This window comes from Rhodococcus maanshanensis NBRC 100610 (assembly GCF_001894865.1).
Taxonomy (GTDB): domain Bacteria; phylum Actinomycetota; class Actinomycetes; order Mycobacteriales; family Mycobacteriaceae; genus Rhodococcus_G; species Rhodococcus_G maanshanensis.
Window position 1 is genome coordinate 1 of record NZ_BCXA01000068.1, and the last position, 22,598, is coordinate 22,598.

At 67.8% G+C, this 22,598-nt stretch carries 19 protein-coding genes and 1 pseudogene; 5 read left to right on the plus strand and 15 right to left on the minus strand.

What is annotated here, in order from left to right:
* The 15 genes and pseudogenes from RM1_RS26280 to dnaA form a co-directional block, all read right to left on the minus strand.
* Positions 1-342 (minus strand): annotated as a pseudogene (locus RM1_RS26280) (hypothetical protein); the annotation flags it as partial.
* The gene (gene gyrA / locus RM1_RS25045) at positions 342-2,855 is read right to left on the minus strand and encodes a DNA gyrase subunit A (protein ID WP_072754314.1); all 2,514 of its coding nucleotides are present in this window, start codon (positions 2,853-2,855) and stop codon (positions 342-344) included. The gene gyrA and the pseudogene RM1_RS26280, both read right to left, overlap by 1 nt.
* Before the next feature lie 280 nt (positions 2,856-3,135).
* Positions 3,136-3,687, minus strand: a complete 552-nt coding sequence (locus RM1_RS25050) for a GTP-binding protein (protein WP_072754315.1) — start codon at positions 3,685-3,687, stop codon at positions 3,136-3,138.
* A gap of 16 nt (positions 3,688-3,703) precedes the next feature.
* Positions 3,704-4,078, minus strand: coding sequence for a DUF742 domain-containing protein (locus tag RM1_RS25055; protein ID WP_027502158.1), 375 nt, complete (start codon positions 4,076-4,078; stop codon positions 3,704-3,706).
* A gap of 13 nt (positions 4,079-4,091) precedes the next feature.
* A complete protein-coding gene (locus RM1_RS25060) occupies positions 4,092-4,526 on the minus strand; it encodes a roadblock/LC7 domain-containing protein (RefSeq protein WP_037177155.1) in 435 nt (144 codons plus the stop codon).
* A 14-nt stretch (positions 4,527-4,540) separates the two neighbouring features.
* Positions 4,541-7,408 (minus strand): ATP-binding protein, encoded by a 2,868-nt coding sequence (locus RM1_RS25065; RefSeq protein WP_072754316.1) that lies wholly within the window; start codon positions 7,406-7,408, stop codon positions 4,541-4,543.
* Between the two features lie 313 nt (positions 7,409-7,721).
* Positions 7,722-9,731: a DNA topoisomerase (ATP-hydrolyzing) subunit B gene (gene gyrB / locus RM1_RS25070; protein ID WP_072754317.1), complete on the minus strand. Its 2,010-nt coding sequence runs from the start codon at positions 9,729-9,731 to the stop codon at positions 7,722-7,724.
* Between the two features lie 175 nt (positions 9,732-9,906).
* Positions 9,907-10,860, minus strand: coding sequence for an alpha/beta fold hydrolase (locus RM1_RS25075; RefSeq protein ID WP_072754318.1), 954 nt, complete (start codon positions 10,858-10,860; stop codon positions 9,907-9,909).
* Between the two features lie 16 nt (positions 10,861-10,876).
* A complete protein-coding gene (locus RM1_RS25080) occupies positions 10,877-11,986 on the minus strand; it encodes a PDR/VanB family oxidoreductase (protein ID WP_072754319.1) in 1,110 nt (369 codons plus the stop codon).
* Positions 11,987-12,012: 26 nt separating this feature from the next.
* Positions 12,013-12,921, minus strand: a complete 909-nt coding sequence (locus RM1_RS25085) for a metal-dependent hydrolase (protein ID WP_027502164.1) — start codon at positions 12,919-12,921, stop codon at positions 12,013-12,015.
* A gap of 104 nt (positions 12,922-13,025) precedes the next feature.
* Positions 13,026-13,613 (minus strand): DUF721 family protein, encoded by a 588-nt coding sequence (locus tag RM1_RS25090; protein ID WP_072754320.1) that lies wholly within the window; start codon positions 13,611-13,613, stop codon positions 13,026-13,028.
* Positions 13,614-13,654: 41 nt separating this feature from the next.
* A complete protein-coding gene (gene recF / locus RM1_RS25095) occupies positions 13,655-14,845 on the minus strand; it encodes a DNA replication/repair protein RecF (RefSeq protein WP_072754321.1) in 1,191 nt (396 codons plus the stop codon).
* Positions 14,846-15,790 carry a phosphogluconate dehydrogenase (NAD(+)-dependent, decarboxylating) gene (gene gnd / locus RM1_RS25100; RefSeq protein ID WP_343286943.1) on the minus strand — a complete coding sequence of 315 codons (945 nt, stop codon included), beginning with the start codon at positions 15,788-15,790 and terminating at the stop codon, positions 14,846-14,848.
* Between the two features lie 2 nt (positions 15,791-15,792).
* A complete protein-coding gene (gene dnaN / locus RM1_RS25105; RefSeq protein ID WP_072754323.1) occupies positions 15,793-16,977 on the minus strand; it encodes a DNA polymerase III subunit beta in 1,185 nt (394 codons plus the stop codon).
* Between the two features lie 756 nt (positions 16,978-17,733).
* Positions 17,734-19,311, minus strand: a complete 1,578-nt coding sequence (gene dnaA, locus RM1_RS25110) for a chromosomal replication initiator protein DnaA (protein WP_072754328.1) — start codon at positions 19,309-19,311, stop codon at positions 17,734-17,736.
* A gap of 593 nt (positions 19,312-19,904) precedes the next feature.
* Between dnaA and rpmH the strand changes: the two genes are divergently transcribed.
* From rpmH to RM1_RS25135, 5 genes are read left to right on the plus strand one after another with little or no spacing between them, the layout of a single operon-like run.
* The gene (gene rpmH / locus RM1_RS25115) at positions 19,905-20,048 is read left to right on the plus strand and encodes a 50S ribosomal protein L34 (protein ID WP_072754329.1); all 144 of its coding nucleotides are present in this window, start codon (positions 19,905-19,907) and stop codon (positions 20,046-20,048) included.
* 21 nt (positions 20,049-20,069) lie between these two features.
* Entirely contained in the window at positions 20,070-20,447 is a 378-nt protein-coding gene (gene rnpA / locus RM1_RS25120; RefSeq protein ID WP_072754324.1) for a ribonuclease P protein component, read from the plus strand.
* Positions 20,444-20,821, plus strand: a complete 378-nt coding sequence (gene yidD, locus RM1_RS25125) for a membrane protein insertion efficiency factor YidD (protein WP_072754325.1) — start codon at positions 20,444-20,446, stop codon at positions 20,819-20,821. The genes rnpA and yidD overlap by 4 nt, the downstream gene beginning before the upstream one ends.
* A gap of 4 nt (positions 20,822-20,825) precedes the next feature.
* On the plus strand, positions 20,826-21,902 hold the full coding sequence (yidC, locus tag RM1_RS25130) for a membrane protein insertase YidC (RefSeq protein ID WP_072754326.1): 1,077 nt from the start codon (positions 20,826-20,828) through the stop codon (positions 21,900-21,902).
* A 20-nt stretch (positions 21,903-21,922) separates the two neighbouring features.
* Complete coding sequence (locus tag RM1_RS25135; protein WP_072754327.1) at positions 21,923-22,483, plus strand: Jag family protein; 561 nt, start codon at positions 21,923-21,925, stop codon at positions 22,481-22,483.
* Positions 22,484-22,598 lie beyond the last annotated feature (115 nt).

The window sequence follows — 22,598 nt, forward strand, 5'->3', positions numbered from 1 at the left end:
GGAAGACGGCGGGGCCTGGGCCGGGCGGGACGGCCCGGTCGGCTGCTGACCCTGCGGCGCCTGCCCCTGCGGGCGCGGCGGTGTCTGGCCCGCGCCCTGCGCGGGCGCGGCGGGACGGTCCTGGCCGGGAGCCTTGGCGGGGGCCTGCTGCGCGGGCGCGGCGGTCTGACCCGGTGCCGACTTCGCCGACTCAGGAGCGTCGGGCTTGGCAGGCGGCGTCGGGGTCGACGGCGCCGGTGACGGGGCCCCGTTCGCCCCCTCCGGCTTACCGGCCTGCGGCTGGGAGCCCGGACCGGCAGGTGGCCCCTGCCGGTCGCTGCTGGGCTGGTTGGGAGTGCTCACTAAGACTCCTTCGATCCGTCACTCGCGGCGGTGTCGGACTCATCGGGTTCATCGGCGTTGCGCGCGATCGCGAGCAGGGTGTCACCGTCCCCGAGATTCATCAACCGCACGCCCTTGGTCTGTCGGCCGGCCTTCCGCACCTGCTTGGCCGCGGTGCGGATCACTCCCCCGCCGGAGGTGATGGCGTAGAGCTCGTCGTCGTCGTCGACGATGAGCGCCCCGACCAGGGTGCCACGGCGCTTGTCGTACTGAATCGTCAGCACGCCCTTGCCGCCACGGCCCTGGACCGGGTAGTCCTCCATGGCGGTGCGCTTCGAGTACCCACCCGAAGTCGCGACCAGGAGGTAGGTGCCGTCGCGCACGACGTTCAGCGACAGCAGTTCGTCGTCGCCGTTGAAGCGCATGCCCTGCACGCCGGAGGTGGCGCGGCCCATCGGCCGCAGCGCCTCGTCGGTGGCGGAGAAGCGGATCGACTGACCCTGCGCCGACACCAGCAGCAGATCGTCCTCCGAGGAGGCGAGCACGGCGCCGACCAGCTCGTCCTCGCCGCGCAGGTTCACCGCGACGATGCCGCCGCTGCGGTTGGAGTCGAAGTCGGTCAGCTTCGACTTCTTGACCAGGCCGTTTCGGGTGGCGAGCACCAGGTACGGCGCGTCCTCGTAGGTCTTGATCTGGATGATCTGGGCGATCCGCTCGTCCGGCTGGAAGGCCAGCAGGTTCGCCACGTGCTGGCCGCGTGCGGTGCGGCTGGCCTCGGGCAGCTCGTAGGCCTTTGCCCGGTACACCCGGCCCTTCGTGGTGAAGAACAGGATCCAGTCGTGGGTCGAGCTGACGAAGAAGTGCTTGACGATGTCGTCCTGCTTGAGCCCGGCGCCCTGGACGCCCTTGCCGCCGCGCTTCTGCGACCGGTAGAGGTCGGTCTTGGTGCGCTTGGCGTACCCGGTCTCGGTGATGGTGACCACCACGTCCTCGCGGGCGATCAGGTCCTCGTCCGCGACGTCACCGTCGGCCGCGATGATGCGGGTGCGCCGGTCGTCGCCGTACTTGTCGACGATCTCCTTGAGCTCGTCGCGCACGATCGCACGCTGACGCTCCGGCTTGGCCAGGATGTCCTCGTAGTCCGCGATCTCGCGCTCGATCTCGGCGAGTTCGTCGATGATCTTCTGACGCTCGAGGGCCGCGAGGCGGCGCAGCTGCATCGCGAGGATGGCATCGGCCTGGATCTCGTCGACGGTGAGCAGCTCGATCAGTCCGGCCCTGGCGATGTCGACGGTCTGCGACGCCCGGATGAGCGCGATGACCTCGTCGAGCGCGTCGAGCGCCTTGACCAGACCGCGCAAGATGTGGGCCCGCTCCTCGGCCTTGCGCAGCAGGTACCTGGTGCGCCGGACGATCACTTCGAGCTGGTGCGTGGTGTAGAGGCGGATCATCTGATCCAGCCGCAGGGTGCGCGGCACCCCGTCGACGATGGAGAGCATGTTGCAGCCGAAGCTGGTCTGCAGCTGGGTGTGCTTGTAGAGGTTGTTCAGCACGACCTTCGCCACCGCGTCACGCTTGACGGTGACGACGATCCGCATGCCGACGCGGTCCGATGACTCGTCGTGGATGTCGGAGATGCCTGCGATCTTCGCGTCCCGCACCTGCTCGGCGATCGAGGTGATCAGGTTGTCCGGATTCACCTGGTAGGGCAGCTCGGTGATCACGATCGTGGTGCGCCCCTTGGCGTCCTCCTCGATCTCCACCACGCCGCGCATCCGGACCGAGCCGCGGCCGGTGTGGTACGCGTCGCTGATGCCCTGGGTGCCGACGATCAGGCCCGCGGTCGGGAAGTCCGGTCCCTTGATCCGCTCCATCACCGCCGCCAGGGTGGCTTCCTCGTCGGCCTCGTGGTTCTCGAGCGCCCAGTAGATGGCCTCCGCGACCTCGCGCAGGTTGTGCGGCGGGATGTTGGTGGCCATACCGACGGCGATGCCACCGGAGCCATTGATCAACAGGTTGGGGATACGGCTGGGGAGAACCGTCGGCTCTTGCGTCTTGCCGTCGTAGTTCGGCGCGAAATCGACGGTATCGTGGTCGATTTCGCGGAGCATCTCCATCGCGAGCGGCGTGAGCCTGCACTCGGTGTAACGCATCGCGGCCGCGCCGTCGTTACCCCGGGAGCCGAAGTTGCCCTGGCCGTCGACGAGCGGGTAGCGCAGCGACCACGGCTGGGCCATGCGGACCAGGGTGTCGTAGATCGAGGTGTCGCCGTGCGGGTGGTAGTTACCCATCGTGTCGGCGACCGGTCGCGCGGATTTCACGTAGCCGCGGTCCGGGCGGTACCCGTTGTCGTACATCGCATAGAGAACGCGGCGGTGCACGGGCTTGAGGCCGTCGCGCACGTCCGGCAGGGCACGGCCCACGATCACGCTCATCGCGTAATCGATGTAGCTGCTCTGCATCTCTTGCTGAATGTCGACGGGCTCGATGCGGTCGTGCCCCGTCCCCTCAGGCGGCAACGTGGTGTCGGTCATGAGCTCCTCTTCTACTCGGCTTCGCGTCTCCTCGCGGACTGGCCGCCTCGCAGGATGTCGCGCAACCACCCGAGTCTATAGGTGCAGGTCAGCTAGACCCGGCATCACTCGCGGATTGTCGGCAGTTACCACGGGGAACACACCGCGACGGCGCTCGAGTCCGCAGGTCGATCCGTCGATCACCGGGGTCGTCCGGAGCCGGAACCGGCCCCCCGTCAACGACGGGGGGCCGGGACAGGCACCGCGCGTCGCGGCGCCACCGAACAGGAGGAGACGAGTGTTACGCGACCGGCTGACCCAGCCGGCGCAGCGCGTACTCGGTGATCGCGACCAATCCACCCTTGGCCGACTCCCTATCGCGGGCGTCGATGGACATGATCGGCACATCGGCCGGCACCGCGAGCGCCTGCCGGATGTCCTCGAGCGGGTACCGCGGCGCGTCGTCGAACTCGTTCACCGCCACCAGGAACGGCAGCTTGCGGGCCTCGAAGAAGTCGACGGCGGCAAAGCTCTCGTCGAGCCTGCGGGTGTCGATCAGCACGATCGCGCCGATGGCGCCGCGAATCAGGTCGTCCCACATGAACCAGAACCGGTGCTGTCCCGGCGTCCCGAACAGGTACAGGACCAGGTCGTCGGCCAGGCTGATGCGGCCGAAGTCCATCGCGACCGTCGTGGTGGCCTTCTGCGGGATCCCGGCGAGGCTGTCGACGCCATCGGAGGCGTTCGTCACCAGTGCCTCGGTCCGGAGCGGCACGATCTCGGAGACGGCCCCGACCAGGGTTGTCTTGCCCACGCCGAATCCGCCGGCGATCACGATCTTTGTCGAGGTCACCCGGTTCTGCTGGGCGCTAGATTTGGCGAAGTCCACCGAGGACCCTTTCGATAAGTTCCCGACGCTCGCTGTCGCTCGCGTCTTCTTGCAGCGTGGCCAGGATTCGCAGGTGGCCGGCCTCGACGAGGTCCGCCACCAGCACGCGCGCGACCCCGATGGGGACGCCGACCCGAGCGGCGATCTCCGCGAGCGAGGGCGATTGCGCGCACAACGCGACGATGGTCGCCTCGATGTCGCCCAGGTCCCAGTTCCGGTTCTCCTGATCGGGAAGGACCTGGATCAGCGCCTCCAGCGCCAGCTCCACCGCGGGTTTCGTGCGCCCTGATGTGAGGGAGTACGGCCGGACCAGGCTGGGCCCGGTCTCCGTCTCTGCGTTGTGCTGCTCGTCCATGGCTACCTCGGAATCAGGTCGCGATACCGGCTCGCGGCGTCGCCTGCACGGAGGCGCCGACGCGATCGACCAGTAGTGCCATCTCGTACCCGACCTGGCCGATGTCGCAGCCCGACGAGGTGAGCGCGGCGAGGTGCGAGCCGTCGCCGACGCTCATCAGCAGCAGGTACCCGTGCTGCATCTCGACGACGGACTGGAGGACGCCGCCGCCTTCGAACAGTCGGGAGACCCCGGCCGACAGGCTCGCCAGCCCCGAGGTGACCGCAGCCAGCTGCTCGGCGCGGTCCAGCGGCAGGTGCGCACTTCCCGCCATGAGCAGGCCGTCGGCCGACACCAGCACGGCGTGCGAGACGCCCGGCACCTCACGCGCGAAGTTCGAAACCAACCAGTCGAGCGAGTAGCCGCCCGCGGATCCCTGATCCGAGTTGAGCGCGGATCCCTGATCCATGTTCATCTGTCTCCTTAGATGCTGTTGCGTTCGGCATGGCTGGCCGCACGACCGTCGCGGATGCCCTGTTGGTGGCGGCTGAGCTTCTCGCGGATGGCCTCCGGGTCGCGCAGCTTGGCAGTGGTGATCTTGTCAGCTCCGTCAACGCCGCCAGGAACCAACTGGTGTCCCGGCTGCCGCTGCGGGAGTCCGGACTCGGTGCGGGCCTCCACCAGGGGGGTGATGGCGCGCTCCGCGGCGCTCCAGCCCTCGTCCGCGGCGGAGGTCCAGTTCTTGTTGACCTCCCCCTCTGCCGGCGCCGTCAACCAGTCCGAGACGATGCCGGTCGAGACCATGCCGCTGAAGATCGGCGTGGTCTCCTGCGGGTGCAGGATCGGGCGCAGCGGCTCGACGTTGGCGCGCGGCTGGAAGAACGACGCGGTCTTCTGCGAGTTCACGCGGTAGCGGTGCTGCGTGCTGCCTGCGGGCTCCGCGCTCTCCGCCCTCGCGGCCGGCGCCGCAGGTGCGGTCGGCGCCGCAGGTGCGGCCGGCGCCGATTCGACAGGCGGCGCGGCCCGAACCGGAGTGCTCACCTCGGGATTGACCGGGGGCAGTCCGGTCGTCGCACCCGGGGTGCGCTGCGGCAGACCGCTTGCCCCCGGGGTGCGCTGCGGGAGACCGGCGGGCGGGGCCAGCGGACTCGGCTGCGGCGACGGGCTCGGCACGGACTGGCTGGGCTGAGCCAGACCCTCCGGAGCGGCCGGGGTGCGCTGCGGCAGAACCCCGAACATCGCCGGGGTGCGCCGGGGCGGATCGTTCGGCTCGGCCGGGGTGCGCTGCGGCAGACCGTTCGGCTCGGCCGGGGTGCGCTGCGGCAGACCGTTCGGCGCCGCCTGGGTGCGCTCCGGCAGACCGATCGGACCCGTGGTCAGCGGTCCGGGGCCCACGGTGACGGTGACCGGGACCGCGGGTTCCGCGACGACGGCCTGTTCCCCAGTGACGGGGTAGCCGTCGGAATCGACCCTGCCCTGCGGGCCCGTCATCCCCATCGTCATCGACGAGACGAGGGCGGAGTGCGGGATGTGCACACTCACCGTCACGCCCTGATTGCGGGCGGTCTCGAAGGTCGGCCGCATCCGCACGGTCAGCCCGTGCTGTTCCGCGAGGCGGCTGGCCACGAACAGACCCATGTGGCGGGCCGTTTCGGGGCTCACCTCGCCACCCGAGGCGAGGCGGTCGTTGATGACCGCCATCTCCGCGGCGGGGATGCCGATGCCGCGGTCCGTGATCTCGAGCAGGAGCCCGCCATCGACGGCACGCGAGAAGTTGAAGGTCACCTTGCTGTCCGGCGGGGAGGCCCGCAGCGAGTTGTCCAGCAGCTCGGCGAGCAGGTGCACGATGTCGGTGGCGACGGCGCCGCTGATGGCACCCTGCGGCGTGGCCTTGACCTCGACGCGCTGGTAGTCCTCGACCTCGGACATCGCGGCGCGCACGACGTCACCGACCTGGACCGGGGCGGAATGGCCGCGGCGGGTCCTGGTGCCCGACAGGATCAGCAGGTTCTCGCCGTTCCTGCGCATGCGGGCGGCGAGGTGGTCGAGCCGGAACAGACTCTCGAGTCGCTTGGGGTCCTTCTCCTCGAACTCCAGGTTCTCGATGAGTCCGAGCTGCTGGTCGACGAGGGACTTGCTTCGCCGCGCCAGCGTCTCGAACATGTCGCCGATCCGCAGACGCAGGTGCGCCTGCTCACCGGCGAGACGCAGGGCCTGGCCGTGGATGTCGTCGACGGCGCGCGCGAGCTGTCCGATCTCCTCGGTGGTCTGCACGGGCACGGGGTCGAACTCCATGACCCCGGAGTCGTCGCCGTCCTTGATGCGATCGATCGCGTCGGGCAGATCGTGGTTCGCCACCTGGAGCGCGCCGCGGCGCAGCCTGCGAATGGGGTTGATCAGCGACCGGGCCACCAACAGGCCGAGCACCGTCGCCGCGATCAGCGTGCCGAGGACGACGAGCGAGTCGCGGATCGCGGCGCTGGTGGTTTCCTTCTCGCGCTCGGCGACCGTGGACGCGATCGTGTGGGTGGATTCCTCGAGCAGCGTGCCGTAGAGCTTGACGCTCTCGAGCATCGAGGCACGGAGCTCGAGCAGCGGCAGCGCGCCACCCACCGCCCCGTCGATGATGGCCACTCGGGCGCGGTTGCGATCGCGCAGTTCCTGGATCTGCGCGTCGGACTGCGGGTACGACCGGGCGAGGACGTCGATCATCGCGCGCTCCGCGCCCGCCGCCGAGTACAGGGCGTTCAGGGAGGCGTTCGGGTTCTTGAGCACTTCGAGTGCCGCGGTGACCTGGTCGGCGAGGCGACGCTGCGATGCCCAGACGCCGACGAGACGGTCGTGCGCGTTGAGGACCTCGGCATCGTCGATGGGGAGGATGATCTCGTCGACGATGTCGGTCATGTCCGCACGGATGGCGGCGGTCTTGGCGGAGAGCTCGGGGTCGGCGACGCCGTTGTTGACGTCATCGCGGATCTTCTCGATCCCGACGAGCGCGTTCCGCAACTTCTCCGCGACGTCGTCGGGGAAGGCCGGGTTGAAGGTGGCGGCCTTGGCCGCGACGATCGCCTTCTCCATCGCGACGATGTCCTCGTTGGTGACCGTCTTCGTCGCGTAACCGGCGGACACCGTGCCGAAGATGGTGCCGAGGTCGACGATCTCGGGGATGTCCGCGACCTGTTTTGCCTGGTTGCGGAACTCGATCGCCTGGCTGACCTCGTTCTGAACCCGAAGTCCACCGAGCACGACGGCAACGGTGAGCGGGACCGCGAGCACCGCGGCGACCTTCCACCGCAGGCCCCAGCCCTCGAGGTTCCACGGCCTGTTCGGCGGCGGCGTCTCAGTGTTCATGTTGCAAACTCACTTTCCTCCCAGGTGCGGCACGACGGCCTGCATTCGTGCCGTACTCCCGATCGCGGAAAGCGAGTTCGCCGGGGTACGAGTCGAGACAGACGCCTAGGCGGTACAGAAGTGTAGATGCCCAAGCGTTACACGTCGACATTTGAATGTTCCCAAGAAGTTATCGTTTCGTTATACAGGTAGTTGAAGCCGAGAAAATAGCGACGTAACCGGCATCACCGGCACCACTGGCACCAGGACGCAATCAGCCGGGCCAGGCATTGTGACTCAGATCACAATACGCCGACCCGGCTGATGGGATGAATCAGACGTCCAGGAAACGGACATCCTTCGCATTGCGGGTGATGAAGCTGCGTCGGGCCTCGACGTCCTCGCCCATCAGGACGCTGAACAACTCGTCGGCTGCGGCGGCGTCGTCGAGCGTCACCAGGCGGAGTACCCGGACGCTCGGGTCCATCGTGGTCTCCCACAGTTCCTTGGCGTTCATCTCGCCGAGGCCCTTGTAGCGCTGGATACCGTCGTCCTTGTTGATCTTCTTGCCCGCCTGCAGGCCGGCCTCGAGCAGACCGTCGCGCTCACGGTCGGAGTACGCGAACTCCGGCTCCGACCTCTGCCACTTGAGCTTGTACAGCGGCGGCTGCGCGAGGTAGACGTGACCGTGCTCGATCAGCGGCCGCATGAAGCGGAACAGCAGCGTCATCAGCAGCGTCGAGATGTGCTGGCCGTCGACGTCGGCGTCGGCCATCAGCACGATCTTGTGGTACCGCAGCTTCGCGATGTCGAACTCGTCGTGGATGCCGGTGCCGAACGCGGTGATGATCGACTGGACCTCGTTGTTCTTGAGGACGCGGTCGATGCGGGCCTTCTCGACGTTGATGATCTTGCCGCGCAGCGGGAGGATCGCCTGGTACATCGAGTCGCGGCCGGACTTCGCCGAGCCGCCTGCGGAGTCGCCCTCCACGATGTAGATCTCGGACTTGCTCGGGTCGTTGGACCGGCAGTCGGCCAGCTTGCCCGGCAGCCCACCGAGGTCGGTCGCGCTCTTGCGGCGGACCAGCTCGCGGGCCTTGCGGGCCGCGACGCGAGCCTGCGCCGAGGAGACCGCCTTGGTGACGATCGTCTTGGCGTCGGCCGGATTCGACTCGAACCAGTGCGAGAGGTGTTCGTTGCATGCCTTCTGCACGAAGGACTTGACCTCGGTGTTGCCGAGCTTGGTCTTGGTCTGGCCCTCGAACTGGGGTTCGCCGACCTTGACGCTGACGATCGCGGCGAGGCCCTCGCGGATGTCGTCGCCGGTGAGGTTGCCGTCCTTCTCCTTGAGGAGCTTCTTGTCCTTCGCGTACTTGTTCACCACCGTGGTCAGGGCCGCGCGGAAGCCCTCCTCGTGGGTGCCGCCCTCGTGGGTGTTGATGGTGTTGGCGAAGGTGTGCACGGACTCCGAGTAGCCGGAGTTCCACTGCATCGCGACCTCGAGCTCGTGGCCGGTGCCCTTCGCGGTGAAGCCGACGACCGAATTGTGGATCGACTGCTTGGTGCGGTTGATGTGCCGGACGTAGTCCTCGAGGCCGCCCGGGTAGTGGTAGGTCCTGGTGCGGACGGACTGGACCTCGGGCGCCTTGGGCGCGTCGGCGTCATACTCGGCCTCGGCCGCGACCTCCTCGTCGGTGATCCGCTCGTCGGTCAGGGTGATGGTCAGGCCCTTGTTGAGGAACGCCATCTCCTGCAGCCGGCGGGCCACGGTCTCCGCGTTGTAAGTGGTGGTCTCGAAGATGTCCGGGTCCGCCCAGAACCGGACGGTGGTGCCGGTTCGCTTGGTCGGCTCGCCCTTGACCAGCTCACCGGGGACCGCCTTGGTGTAGGTCTGGTTCCAGTGGTAGCCGTCGTTGTCGATCTCGACCTCGACCTTGGTCGACAGCGCGTTCACGACGGAGATGCCGACGCCGTGCAGGCCACCGGAGACGGCGTACGCGTCGGAATCGAACTTGCCGCCCGCGTGCAGCTGGGTCATGACGACCTCGACGGTGGGGACGCCGGAGGCATGCATGCCGGTCGGGATGCCGCGGCCGTCGTCGACGACCTCGATCCCGCCGTCGGCGAGCATCGTGACCGCGACGATGGTGGCGTGGCCTGCCATCGCCTCGTCTACCGAGTTGTCGACGACCTCCCAGATCAGGTGGTGCAGGCCCCGCTCACCGGTGGAGCCGATGTACATGCCTGGGCGCTTGCGCACCGCCTCGAGACCCTCGAGAACGGTGATGGAGGAGGCGCCGTAGTCCTTGTTGGGAGTGCTCTTGTCTGATTTCTGGGCAGCCACGGGCGGGTTGCACTCCTTCTCGTCTCCAAGGCGGTCGCGGCCTGTCGAGCGTCGACCGCGTGGTACCCGGCCATCTTACTGTTACGTGCGTGGCCGGGGCCGCCAATGACACCCCTGACGGCCCCGTGAGCGCATTTTCGACCTCCCCGGTAGGTCGAAAGCTGGGTGGACTCCGTCAGGAGATGGCGGCGGACTCCTCGCTCTCGCCTCGGCCGATCACCGACATCACGAAGTCGGTGGTGAGCCGAGCGAGGTCCTCCGGGTGCGAGATCGGCGACCAGTGGCCCGACGGTATCTCCCGTCGCCGCAGGTCGCTGACCCATTCCTCGGTGTCCTCGTATCCGACCGGGCGCACGGCCTTGTCGCGCAGGCCGAGGATCAGCTGCACAGGGACGTCGGTGCGGCGCACCGCGGGGTTGCCCAGCTTGGCCCGGATGTTCGCCCGGTACAGCTTGAGACCATTGATCATGTCCGCGCGCAGGGTCGGCGCCGAGTGCACCATCTTCGGATCCTGCCCCTCGAAGAAGCGCAGGAATTGCGGCCAGATCCGGTCCATGCCGAGCCGGAAGGGCAGCGGTCCGAGCACCGGTGTCTGGAAGAGCACCGTGTACGCCGAGGCAACCGCCTGGGTGAGCCGCTTCCACACCTTGCCGGGGGTCGGGGCGACGAACCCTCGCCGGGTCCAGGTCCCGAGGTGGTCGAGATTCGGTCCGGACACCGAGGTGAACGAGGCGATGCGACGCCCGGCGTCCGGCTCGCACACCGCCTCCCACGCCTCCACCGATCCCCAGTCGTGCGCCAGCACGTGCACCGGCTCCCCCGGGCTGACCGCATCGATCACCGCGAACAGGTCCTGGGCGAGCAGCGCCAGCCGGTAGTCCGCGACCGCCGTCGGCACCGTGGACTGCCCCGCGCCGCGGCTGTCGTACCTGATCACCCGGAACTTGTCGGCGACAAGGGGGACGACCCGATCCCAGAGCTGGTGGGTGTCAGGCCAGCCGTGCACCAGCACCAGTGTCGGGCCAGTCGGGTTGCCCTGCTCGAACACCGCCAGCTCGACCGAGCCGCTGCGGACGGTACGGGCAACCGCCGGTCTGGTCGAGTGAGAGTCGTTGGCACTGTTGGTCATTGGCTAGTCCTTACCGTCAGATATCGAGAACCAGGCGCTCGGACCCGGTCGATCGGGACACGCAGATCAGCATCGAATCCTCGCGCTCCTCGTCGGTCAGACGGGTCTCGCGATGGTCCGGTTCGCCCGAGATGACCCGGACCTTGCAGGTGCCACAGAATCCCTGCTGGCACGAGTACCCGACACCGGGCAGCCGCTCCTTGATCACCGACAGGGCGGACTCGTCGGCGGGCACGGTGAGCACCTCGCCCGTGCTCGCGAGCTGGACCTCAAACTCGGTTCCGTCGAGAACAGCTGGTGCACCGAATCTTTCGAAGTGCAGCGCGGTGGCCGCGGTGGCCGGGAAGTTCTCCCGCACCAGATCCAGCATCGGGTTCGGTCCGCAGCAGTAGACGGCACCGCCTGCCGCCGCCCGGCCGAGCAGGTCGTCGGCGGTCGGGATTCCGAACTCGTCATCCGGACGAACGAAAACCCTGTCCTGTTCCCAGGTTTCGATCTCGTCCAGGAACGGCATGGACTCACGGGAGCGACCGGAGTAGACGAACTGCCAGTCCATCCCGGCCGCGCGGGCGGCCCGCACCATCGCGAGGATCGGGGTGATACCGATGCCGCCGGCGACGAACAACGCGCTGCCGTGCCCCACGAACGGGAATCCGTTGCGGGGTCCACGGACGGTGACCGTCGTGCCAGGGGCCAGTCCGTGCATCTCGACCGATCCGCCGCCGCCATCCGGAATGGACCGCACCGCGATCCGGTAGTGGGTCCGGTCGGCCGGGTCCCCACACAGCGAGTACTGCCGCCTGCGTCCCGACGGAAGGTGGAAGTCGAGGTGGCAGCCGGGCTGCCAGGCCGGCAGCTCGCCGCCGTCCGGGGCACCGAAGGTGAGCGCGGCGACGTTCTCGTCCTGGGCCACGATCGTGCGGTCGGTCACCACGAGGGTCATCGCGGAGTCCGGGTTGTGACCCGCGTGCCCCGGGTCATAGTCATGGCGGGCGACCGCGCCGACATACCGGTCCGCGAACGCCTCGAGCGCGGTCATCACCCGGTCTCGGCGAGGACGGCCGCGCAGATCAGCGGGGACCGCGGGTCGGGACTCTCCCGGTCGACGAATCATGGTTGGCAGCATCGATTCTCGTGTCCTGATGTGGGGGGTCAGCGGAGCGCGGCCTGTGCGGCGGGCGACGACGCGAGGTACGCCGCGGCCTGCGCGGTGGACCCCTCGCGGGAGGGATGGTAGTCCCGGCGGAAGTACCGGCTCATCCGCCTGACCAGGTCGGTCGACGTCGGCAGGACGCCCCTGCGGCCTGCGGCCCTGAAGTCCGACAGGCGCGGCCGGCGCCGGGCAGGCGCCCAGTGCGCGAGCTCGGGATCGTTGGCCATGAGAAAGCGGGTGCCGCGGACCCACAGGTACACCAGGACGGGGGTCGCCACCAGCTGGGTACGCAATCGGCGGCTTTCCCTCTTGTCGAAGTACCGCATCACGTCGTAGGCCACCGAGCGGTGTTCGACCTCCTCGGAACCGTGCCAGCGCAGCAGATCCAGCATCGTCGGGTGCACGCCGGCGGTGTCGAGCGCCCGGGCGTTGAGTACCCAGTCTCCGAGGAACGCCGTGACGTGCTCGATCGCCGCGATCAGCGCGAGGCGTTCGACAAGGTAGTTCTCCCTGCGTCCGGCGGTGAGCGGGCGGGGCCCGAGCAGCGTGGTGAACAGCCAGTTCATCTGATCGGTGTACGGGGTGGTGTCCAGCCCCTTCGCCGCGAGGTGCCCGAGTACGCCGGAGTGCGCGTGCGAGTGCATCGCCTCCTGGCCGATGAAGCCCGCGACGTCGTCGCGCAACTTCTCGTCCTCGATGAGGGGGAGCGCCTCCTTGAAGGTCTCGACGAACCAGTCCTCCCCCGCAGGCAGCAGGATGTGCATCACGTTGAAGACGTGGGTGGTGAACGGATCGCCCTCGACCCAGTGCATCGGCAGGTCGGACCAGTCGAATTCCACGTCGCGGGCCTGCAACAGGATGTGGTCCGGCTCGGCGACGGCGGTGGGATGCGCGCTCTCGATGGACATCGGAATCTCCTCCGGCACCCAATACCGGGATGCCTGTGACACGGCTCATTCACTGTATGGCGAAGTAACCGTAACACGGAGTTATACGTACATCTAGGGGTCGATCAGCCGTAGGTGTCCCTCGGCCCGCGGCCCTTGATGTGCCGCTCCCCCTTGCGCCAGCTCGGAGCGGTCGGGCCGGTGATCCGCAGGCTCGTCACGATCCCGTCGCCGACCGCCGCCGCGATCTTCGCCAGGATCTGGGACTGCAGCATCCGCAGCTGGGTGGCCCAGGCCGTCGACTCGGCGGAAATGCTCAGGACACCCTCGCGCAGCGCGACCGGTTCGGCATGCGCCGAGATGTCCTCACCGACGACCTGCGGCCAACGGCCGAGAACCGTGCCCTCGGCCACCCGCGGCGACCAGCCCCGGTTCTTCGCGACCAAGCCCGTCAACGCCCCGAACGGCTGCGGATCGCGTCCGTCCGGGCCCGCGCCCGACCAGCCCCGTCGCCCGGTGCCGGCACGCAGTCGCGGCTTCGGCGACGACCTGCCCTGTCCGACGGACTTCCCGCTCGCCTTCGCGGCCGCGCGCGCCTCCTCGAGCGCCCGTCGGGCGAGGTCGATTCCGCGCAGCTCGGGCACCGGTTCGGCGCTCGTGGGCTGCGCCGGTTCCGGCCCCGCACCCCCGGCCGGGGTCGACTCGTCTGTCATCCGTGCTCGCTTCCGTTCGTCCGTCGATGATAGGGCGAGGCTCAGACGACTCGTGAGATTCTCCCGGCCGCGGTGCTGACCGCCTCGATGCCGAAGCGCCGGGCATCCAGTTCCGCCGGCACGTCCTCCGCGACGGCCGCGGTGATGAGCACCTGTTCCGCGTCCGCCGCCACGGCGGCCAGCGCGGTCCTCCTGGTGCGGTCGAGCTCGGCGAAGACGTCGTCGAGCATCAACACCGGATCGGCGCCGTCGGCGCGCAACAACGCGAACGCCGCGAGCCGCAGGGACAGCGCGAACGACCAGGACTCGCCGTGACTGGCGAAGCCCTTGGCCGGCTGATCGCCGAGATGGAGCTCGAGGTCGTCGCGGTGCGGTCCGACCAGGCACACCCCGCGCTCGATCTCGCGCTGTCTCGACACGGCCAGCTCGTTGAGGAAGCTCGCCTCGAGCAACTCGACGTCGTCCCGGATCCAGGAGTGGTCCGGATCGACGAGCTCCGGGGGCATCGAGTCGCCGAGGCTGCTGCGGTACCGGATCGAGGCAGGCCGGGACTCCGGGGCGATGTCGCGGTACGAGCTCGCGACGTGCGGGCCGAGCTCGGCGACCAACCGCAACCGGCCTGCCAGCAGTTCCGCCCCGTGCGCAGCGAGATGCCCGTCCCAAACATCAAGGGTGGCAAGGGCACTCGCTCCGTCGGTCGATCGGGTACCGCGCCGCAGCGCGCCGCCCGCGGTCTTGAGCAGGGCGGATCGCTGCCGTAGCACCTTCTCGTAGTCCGCCTTGACGGCGGCCATCCGCGGCAACCGGGAGCAGAGCAGTTCGTCGAGGTAGCGGCGCCGATCCCCGGGGTCACCCCGCACCATCGACAGGTCCTCGGGTGCGAACAGCACGCTCCGCAGGACGCCGAGGATCTCGCGCGGGCGCCGCAGCGGCGACCCGTTCATGCGCGCGCGGTTGGCCCGGCCGTCGTTGATCTCGAGATCGATCGCCAGCTCGCGTCCGTCGTTGACGACCACCGCACCGATCTGCGCCTGGGTCGCTCCCGCCCGGATGAGCGGAGCGTCGGTGGAGACGCGGTGCGAGGACAGCGCGGACAGGTAGCCGAGCGCCTCGAGCAGGTTGGTCTTGCCGTGCCCGTTCGGCCCGACGAACAGGGTGACCCCGGGTCCGGGTTCGAGGGCGATGGCGTCCCAGGAACGGAAATCCCGGAGCGTGAACTTACGAACGAACACCTATCCGGATTCCGACACCCGCTGCACCGCGTGACCACCGAACTGGTTGCGCAGCGCCGAGACGGCCTTCATCGCGGGCGAGTCGGACTGCCTGGAGGCGAACCGGGCGAACAGCGCGGCGGAGATCACCGGCGCAGGCACGGCGTGGTTGATCGCTTCCTCGACGGTCCAGCGGCCTTCGCCGGAATCCTCTGTGTAACCGGAGATTTCGGCAAAATTGGGGTCCTCGTCCAGCGCCTTGACCAGGAGGTCGAGCAACCAGGAACGGACGACGGTGCCCTTGGTCCAGGCGCGCAGGACGCCGTGCACGTCGGTGACCAGGTCCTCGGCCTCGAGCAGTTCGAAGCCCTCGGCATAGGCGTGCATCAGGCCGTATTCGATGCCGTTGTGGATCATCTTCGAGTAGTGCCCGGCGCCGACCGGTCCGGCGTGCACGAATCCGTCGGCCCGCTCACCCTCGGGACGGAGGGCATCGAAGATCGGCATCACCCGGGCGACGTTCTCGTCCGAGCCGCCGACCATCAGGCCGTATCCGTTCTCCAGACCCCAAATGCCGCCGGACACACCACAATCGAGGAACCCGATGCCGTGTTCGGCCAGCAGGTCGGCATGGATCTTGTCCTCGGTGAAGCGGGAATTGCCGCCGTCGATCACCAGATCGCCCTCGTCGAGGACGGTGGCGAGCTCGGTGATGGTCTCGCGGGTCACCGTGCCGGAGGGAACCATCACCCAGACCACCCGGGGTGCCTGCAGCGCGCCGGCCAGTGCGGCCAACGAGTCGACGTCGGTCACCTCGGGACGGGGGTCGTAGCCGATCACCTCGTGGTCGTGTGCACGAAGTCGATCGCGCATGTTGAAACCCATCTTGCCCAGACCGACCAGTCCCAGCTGCATTGTTCGGTGTCCCTTCACTCGCGGTCGGTGCTGCTGCGGCGGCCTTCCCAGCGTCAGCCGGGCAGGCGGACGGGCATCAGCAGGTAGGTGTAATCGGTTTCGGGCGCCGCGAAGGTTCCGGACTCGCCCGGCACCGGCTCCTCCTCGGGGGCCGGTCGCAGCACGGCGGGCCTGCTGGGGGTGGTGAACCCGAACGAGACCCGCTCGGTGTGCAGCGAACCGAGACCGTCGATCAGGTATCCGGGGTTGAACGCGATGGTGAGGGCTTCGCCCTGGAACTGCGCCTCGAGCGCCTCCTCTGCGCGGCCTGCATCATCGCCACCGGCGGCGAGCAGCAGCCCGTCCGCGGAGAACTGCATCCGGACCTGGGCCCCACGTTCGGCGACGAGGGACACACGCTTGATCGCCTCGACCAGCGGCGTCACCTCGACGGTGGCGATGGCGGTGTGCTCCGTCGGCAGCAGCTGACGGAACTTCGGGAACTCGGCGTCGAGCAGCCGGGTGGTGGTGCGCCTGCCTTCGCCGACGATGCCGAGCAGACCCTCGGATCCGACCGACGAACCGACGCCGAATGCCAGCTCGACGGGTGAACTAGAGACCCCGCCAAGGGTTTTCGCGGATTCGGAGAGGGTCTTGGCCGGAATCAGCACGGCCGCGGAGGTGTCCGGGTTTGCCGGGGTCCACTCGATTTGCCGGACCGCGAGGCGGAACCTGTCGGTCGCGGCCAGGACCACGTTGGTGCCCTCGATCTCGACCCGGATGCCGGTCAACATCGGCAGGGTGTCGTCCTTGCCCGCGGCGATCGCGACCTGGCTGATGGCCTCGGAGAACACGTCGACCGGCAACGATCCGGTCTGCTGAGGCAGTTCCGGAAGCTGGGGATAGTCCTCGACCGGCATCGTGGGCAGCGAGAACTTTGCGCTACCACAGGAAATCAGAACTCGGGTGCCGTCGACGGTGAGGTCGACCGGCTTGGCAGGCAGCGAGCGGGTGATGTCTGCGAGCAGTTTTCCGGAGACCAGGGACTTTCCCGCGACGGAGACCTCGGCGGAGATCCGGACCTGCGCGGAAACCTCGTAGTCGAAGCCGGAGATGGTCAGTCCCTGGTCGTCGGCCGAGATCAGGACACCACCGAGAACCGGTACCGGCGGCCTGGACGGGAGGCTGCGGGCCACCCATGCGACGGAATCCGCGAAATCCTCCCGAGCGACACGAAACTTCATACTTCCAAGCTCCATCGCTCGGCTGATCCTCTCCGTAGGCATGGACATCTGCGGATGCCAGCAGTGTGACACGGCAGAAGCACACCGTATGCCCTTCGCGGCGAAGTTGAAAGCCGAAAGCGGCGTCGGAACCGGGGTCGGGCGGCGGGTTCGGTCGGGTGTGAGCAGCCGCGGTCCACAGGACCTGTTTTCAAAGAGCGAATTACAAGTAGAGATCAGCAGTAGTAATAGGCACTGTGGATTCTGGGGACGAAGCTTGTAATCCGCTGGTCCGCCGGTGTGGCGCCGTGGGGATCACACCAGGCACGAATCGTGGACAGATCGGGGCTCGCTGTGGATGAGATTTTGTTGTTCACGGCTCGCCCCCGATTCATCCACAGGTTCACGGGGTTGTCCACACCTTTGTCCACAGGTGTGAGTAGTTTTCATGAAGATCACAAAAGTCGGCGAGTCGCGCGCGTGGCGGGTTCGCAGGCACGGCCACAGGAAGGGTCGAGCGCGCCGAGGCGGGTGAATTACCGGTTCTGGTGGAGGCGGTCATTCCGGTGACGACACGGAGTTGCCCAGACGAGACGGATCCGGCGAGATACACGAGATAGAGGTGTGGGGCGTGCGACCCCCTGCGGCGCACGCCCCACCTATAACGATGGTCGTCATCGTGGGGGCGGGGCGCACGCGTAGTGCACTACCTGTTCCGCTGCCGGACTACCTGCGGGCGTCGCGCGGGTAGTCCGGATTCCGACCGCGGCGGTGCCGAGACGGAGACGGGCGTCAGCGCTTGGAACGCTGCTTGATCCGGGCCGTCAGCTCCTGGACCTGGTCGTATACCTTCCGGCGCTCGGTCATCTCCTTGCGGATCTTCTTGTCCGCGTACATCACCGTGGTGTGGTCGCGGCCGAAGGTCTGGCCGATCTTGGGCAGCGAGAGATCGGTCAGTTCGCGGCACAGGTACATCGCGATCTGCCGGGCCTGGGCGAGCGGGCGTGCCTTGCCGGGGCCGCAGAGGTCTTCGATGCTGGTGCTGAAGTACTCGGCCGTCACCGCCATGATGGTCGCCGCGTTGATCTCGAGACTCGTCGAATCCGGCATCAGGTCGCGCAGGACCACCTCGGCCAGGGTCAGGTCGAGCGGCTGGCGGTTCAGTGAGGCGAACGCGGTGACGCGGATCAGCGCGCCCTCGAGTTCGCGGATGTTGCGCTCGATCCGGCTGGCGATCAGCTCCAGGACGTCGTGCGGCACGTCGAGTCGGTCCATCCGCGCCTTCTTGCTGAGGATCGCGATGCGCGTCTCGAGCTCGGGGGGCTGGACATCGGTGATCAGGCCCCACTCGAACCGGGTCCGGAGTCGGTCTTCCAGGGTCGCCAGCTGCTTCGGCGGGCGGTCCGAGGAGACGACGATCTGCTTGTTCGCGTTGTGGAGGGTGTTGAAGGTGTGGAAGAACTCCTCCTGGATACCCTCCTTGCCCTCGATGAACTGGATGTCGTCGACGAGCAGCACGTCGGTCTCGCGGTACCGGCGCTTGAAGGCGACCTTGCGGTCGTCACGGAGGCTGTTGATGAAGTCGTTGGTGAATTCCTCGGTGGAGACGTACTTGACCCGCATCCCGGGGAACAGCCGCTGCGCGTAGTGGCCGGCGGCATGCAGCAGGTGGGTCTTGCCCAGACCCGAGGCGCCCCAGACGAACAGCGGGTTGTAGGCACGGGCGGGCGCCTCCGCGATGGCGACCGCGGCGGCGTGGGCGAACCGGTTCGATGCCCCGATGACGAAGGTGTCGAAGGTGTACTTCGCGTTGAGGCTGTTCCCGCCGGAGGCGGCGGGGGCGTCGGCGGGCGGCTTGGTGAAGTACGACGGCCACGATTCGTTCACGCTGGCGATGGCCTCGCGGTCCTCGTCGAACTCCTCGTAATCCAGCGTCTCGGAATCGGACGTCTCGGACTCGGCCGCGCTCATGCGCCTGCGGCGGAACGTCGGCACGCTCGGGGTGGAGGGCTCGCCGTGCGCCTCCTCGGCGACCGGCGGCGGCGGGGAGGCGGGTGCGGGAACGGCTTCGACCGGGTCGACGGACGGGGGCGCGATGCGGACACCGAGTCCCTCGACGCCCGCGCCGATATGCCGGTTGAGTGCCTGCAGGATCGGTTCGCGCAGGTCGCGCTCGATCGCCTCCTGGACGAACGACGACGGGACCGACAGCAACGCGAATCCCTGCGCCAGGGTCAGCGGGCGCACCAGCGCCAGCATGGCCTTCTGCGCCTTGGTCAGCTGCGGCCCGCCCTCGGGGGGTTCATCCGACGTCAACTCGGTGAGCACATCCACCCAGACCTGTTCCAGGGTGATTGCTTCCTCGGTCAACTCGTCCCTCCCCACATCGATGTGGGAGGGAGACGCACAGGGCTCATCACGATGTTGGCCGAGCTCTCCCACCCTGGGGATAACTTCCCCGCACAGAGATACGAATATGCCACCTGATCTGTAATTCCACACAATTATCCACAGATGTGGATAAAGCACAGGGTTGTGAGTAGCGGACTCTCCTCGCGCGGTTGATCTTGAACTGCAGGTACCTCACCTGCGACGATGACGGCGAGTGGGCGATCGAGCCGTCCGGCCGGGGGTCGGCGTCCGGGACGATTCGCCGATTCGCGGGTGTTAGCTGGCTTACAGGGTCCGACCGTCGTGGTTTCGGTTCGGATGGGTGGGTCGGCGGCACACTCGGCGGTCGAACACAAGCATCCTCGGGAGCGTGGCGTGTCCCCTGGGTGTCCGGGTTTGACCTTGCGTCCGGCGCTGCGTACCCTCGTACAGTCACCCGAAGTCGAGGTGGCGGTTGCCTGCTGGCCATCTCGGTCTGCTGGGTTCCCGCCGGGATTTCGTCGCCGGGGACCACCAATTTTCAGTTACAGATGGCGTCGAACGGCGCCGATTATCTATGAGGAGTGTTCACCGTGGCCAAGGGCAAGCGGACGTTCCAGCCGAACAACCGACGCCGCGCGCGTGTTCACGGCTTCCGTCTCCGTATGCGTACCCGTGCCGGGCGCGCCATCGTTTCCGCGCGTCGCCAAAAGGGCCGCGCTTCCCTCACCGCCTGATCCAGACTTCGGGAGCTCGGGGTGCTACCTGAGCCGCACCGGTTGCGTCGGAAGGCGGACTTCGCGTCCACCGTTCGACGAGGTCAGCGGGCGGCCCGGCGGGATGTGGTTGTTCACGCTCTCGCCGGGGCAGACGCTGACGCGCTGGTGAGTGACCCGGGTCCGCGATTCGGACTGGTGGTAAGCAAGGCTGTCGGGCCGGCGGTGATTCGACATCGAGTCGCACGCCGGCTTCGTCATATCTGTGCGGGCCTGGCGCACGAGATGCCCGAGGGCGTCAACGTGGTGATCCGTGCGCTCCCCGGCGCCGCGACAGCGTCCTCCGCGGACCTGGACCGGCAGCTGAGGTCCGGTCTTCGTAAGCTCAATCTTCTTGTCAGCGTGGGTAATTCGGTATGACCGAAGTTTCTGGTGGCCCCCCGTCCTTGTGGACGGCGGTGCGGCGTGCCCCCGCGCGAACACTCATCTTCGTCATCGAGCTGTATCGCAGCTATGTGTCGCCCCTGCGCCTGCCGACCTGCCGGTTCACCCCCACCTGCAGCGAGTACGCGGTCGACGCCCTGCGCGAGCGCGGAGTCGTGATCGGCCTCGGACTGACCGCGGTGCGCCTTCTCAAATGCGCGCCCTGGCACCCTGGAGGCTGGGATCCCGTTCCGCCGCGCAGGCCCCGTCGTGAGGAAGCCCTTGCGACCGTCGGAGCCGCGCGATCCGGTAGAGATACTGGCAAGCAACCCCACTGTCTGATCGAAGTGGACGAACAGAGGAGTACATAGAGCCGTGCTCGACTTCATCTACTATCCGGTGTCCGGGATCCTGTGGGTCTGGCACAAGGTGTTCGGCGCGATCCCGTTCCTGGGTCCGAACAGCGGCATCACGTGGGCGCTGTCCGTCATGTTCCTCGTGTTCACGCTGCGTGCCATCCTGTACAAGCCCTTCGTCAAGCAGGTGCGCACCACCCGCCAGATGCAGGAACTGCAGCCGCAGATCAAGGCGCTGCAGAAGAAGTACTCCAAGGATCGCCAGCGGATGGCGCTGGAGATGCAGAAGCTGCAGAAGGAACACGGCTTCAACCCGATCATGGGTTGCCTCCCGGTCTTGCTGCAGGCCCCGGTGTTCATCGGTCTGTTCCACGTGCTCCGCTCCTTCAACCGCACCGGTGAGGGCTTCGGTCAGCTAGGCATGTCGGTCGAGGAGAACGCCAACACCGCGAACTACTTCTTCAGCCCGGCCGACGTCCAGTCGTTCCTCGAGGCACGACTGTTCGGCGCTCCGATCTCGGTGGCGATCACCACGCCCCAGGCCCAGCTCGAGACCTTCGGCCAGTACGGCACCGTTCCGACCGTGCTGAACATCGCGGCCGTCGCGATCCCGCTGATGGTCATCGCGTCGATCGCCACGCACTTCAACTCGCGGGCCTCGGTGGCGCGCCAGAGCGAGGCCGCCGCGGCCAACCCGCAGTCCGCGATCATGAACAAGCTTGCGCTGTGGGTCTTCCCGCTCGGCGTGCTCGTCGGTGGTCCGTTCCTGATGATCGCCATCCTGCTGTACTGGGTGGCCAACAACATCTGGACCTACGCGCAGCAGCACCTCGTCTTCCGTCGCATCGATGCGGAGGAAGAGGAGAAGAAGCAGGCCGCGCTCGAACGTCGCGCCGACAATGCGCCGAAGCCCGGTGTGCGACCGGACCAGGCGAAGAAGCGTAAGGCCGCGGCCGAGTCCTCCCCCGTCACGGAGGAGGACAGCGAGGCCGGCGCGGGCGGCGGTTCGGCCGCTGCCCCCGGCCAGGCCCCGAAACCGGGGGCGCGCCCGCAAGGCAATCGCGGCAAGACCACCAAGCCCAAGCGCAAGCGCTGATTCAAGGAAAGTAGACGACGATGGCGAATGATCCGGAAATCGGACAGGACGGGGTAGACGAGGCCGTGTCGGACGTGGTGGTCGAGACCGAGGTCGTGGAGTCGGAGGCAGTCGATGCCGAGGACGAGCTGATCGAGGAGGGCGAGATCGCGGGCGACTACCTCGAGCAGCTGCTCGATGTCCTCGACTTCGATGGCGACATCGATCTCGACGTCGAGGGTGACCGTGCGATGGTCAGCATCGACGGCGGCGACGACCTGTCGAAGCTGGTGGGGCGCAAGGGCGAGGTCCTCGACGCCCTGCAGGAACTGACGCGCCTGGCCGTGCAGCAGGTGACCGGCGAGCGCAGCCGGCTGATGCTGGACATCGCGGGCTGGCGTGCGGGCCGCCGGACCGAGCTCAGCGAGATCGGTGTCGCGGCGGCGAAGCGGGTGCTGGAGTCGGGCGAGCCGGAGTCGCTGGCGCCGATGACTCCGTTCGAGCGCAAGATCGTGCACGACGCGATCGCCAAGATCGACGGCGTCTCGAGCGAGAGCGAGGGCGCCGAGCCCTCGCGCCGCGTGGTCGTTCTCAAGGATTGATCGGGTCCGCATCGATGGATGCGGACGGTAGACGGTGGGCCCCCGCTCTCGAGCGGGGGCCCACCGTCGTTTCCCGGGCCTTTCACGTGCGCGCTGAGCGTTTGAACGCCCTAGG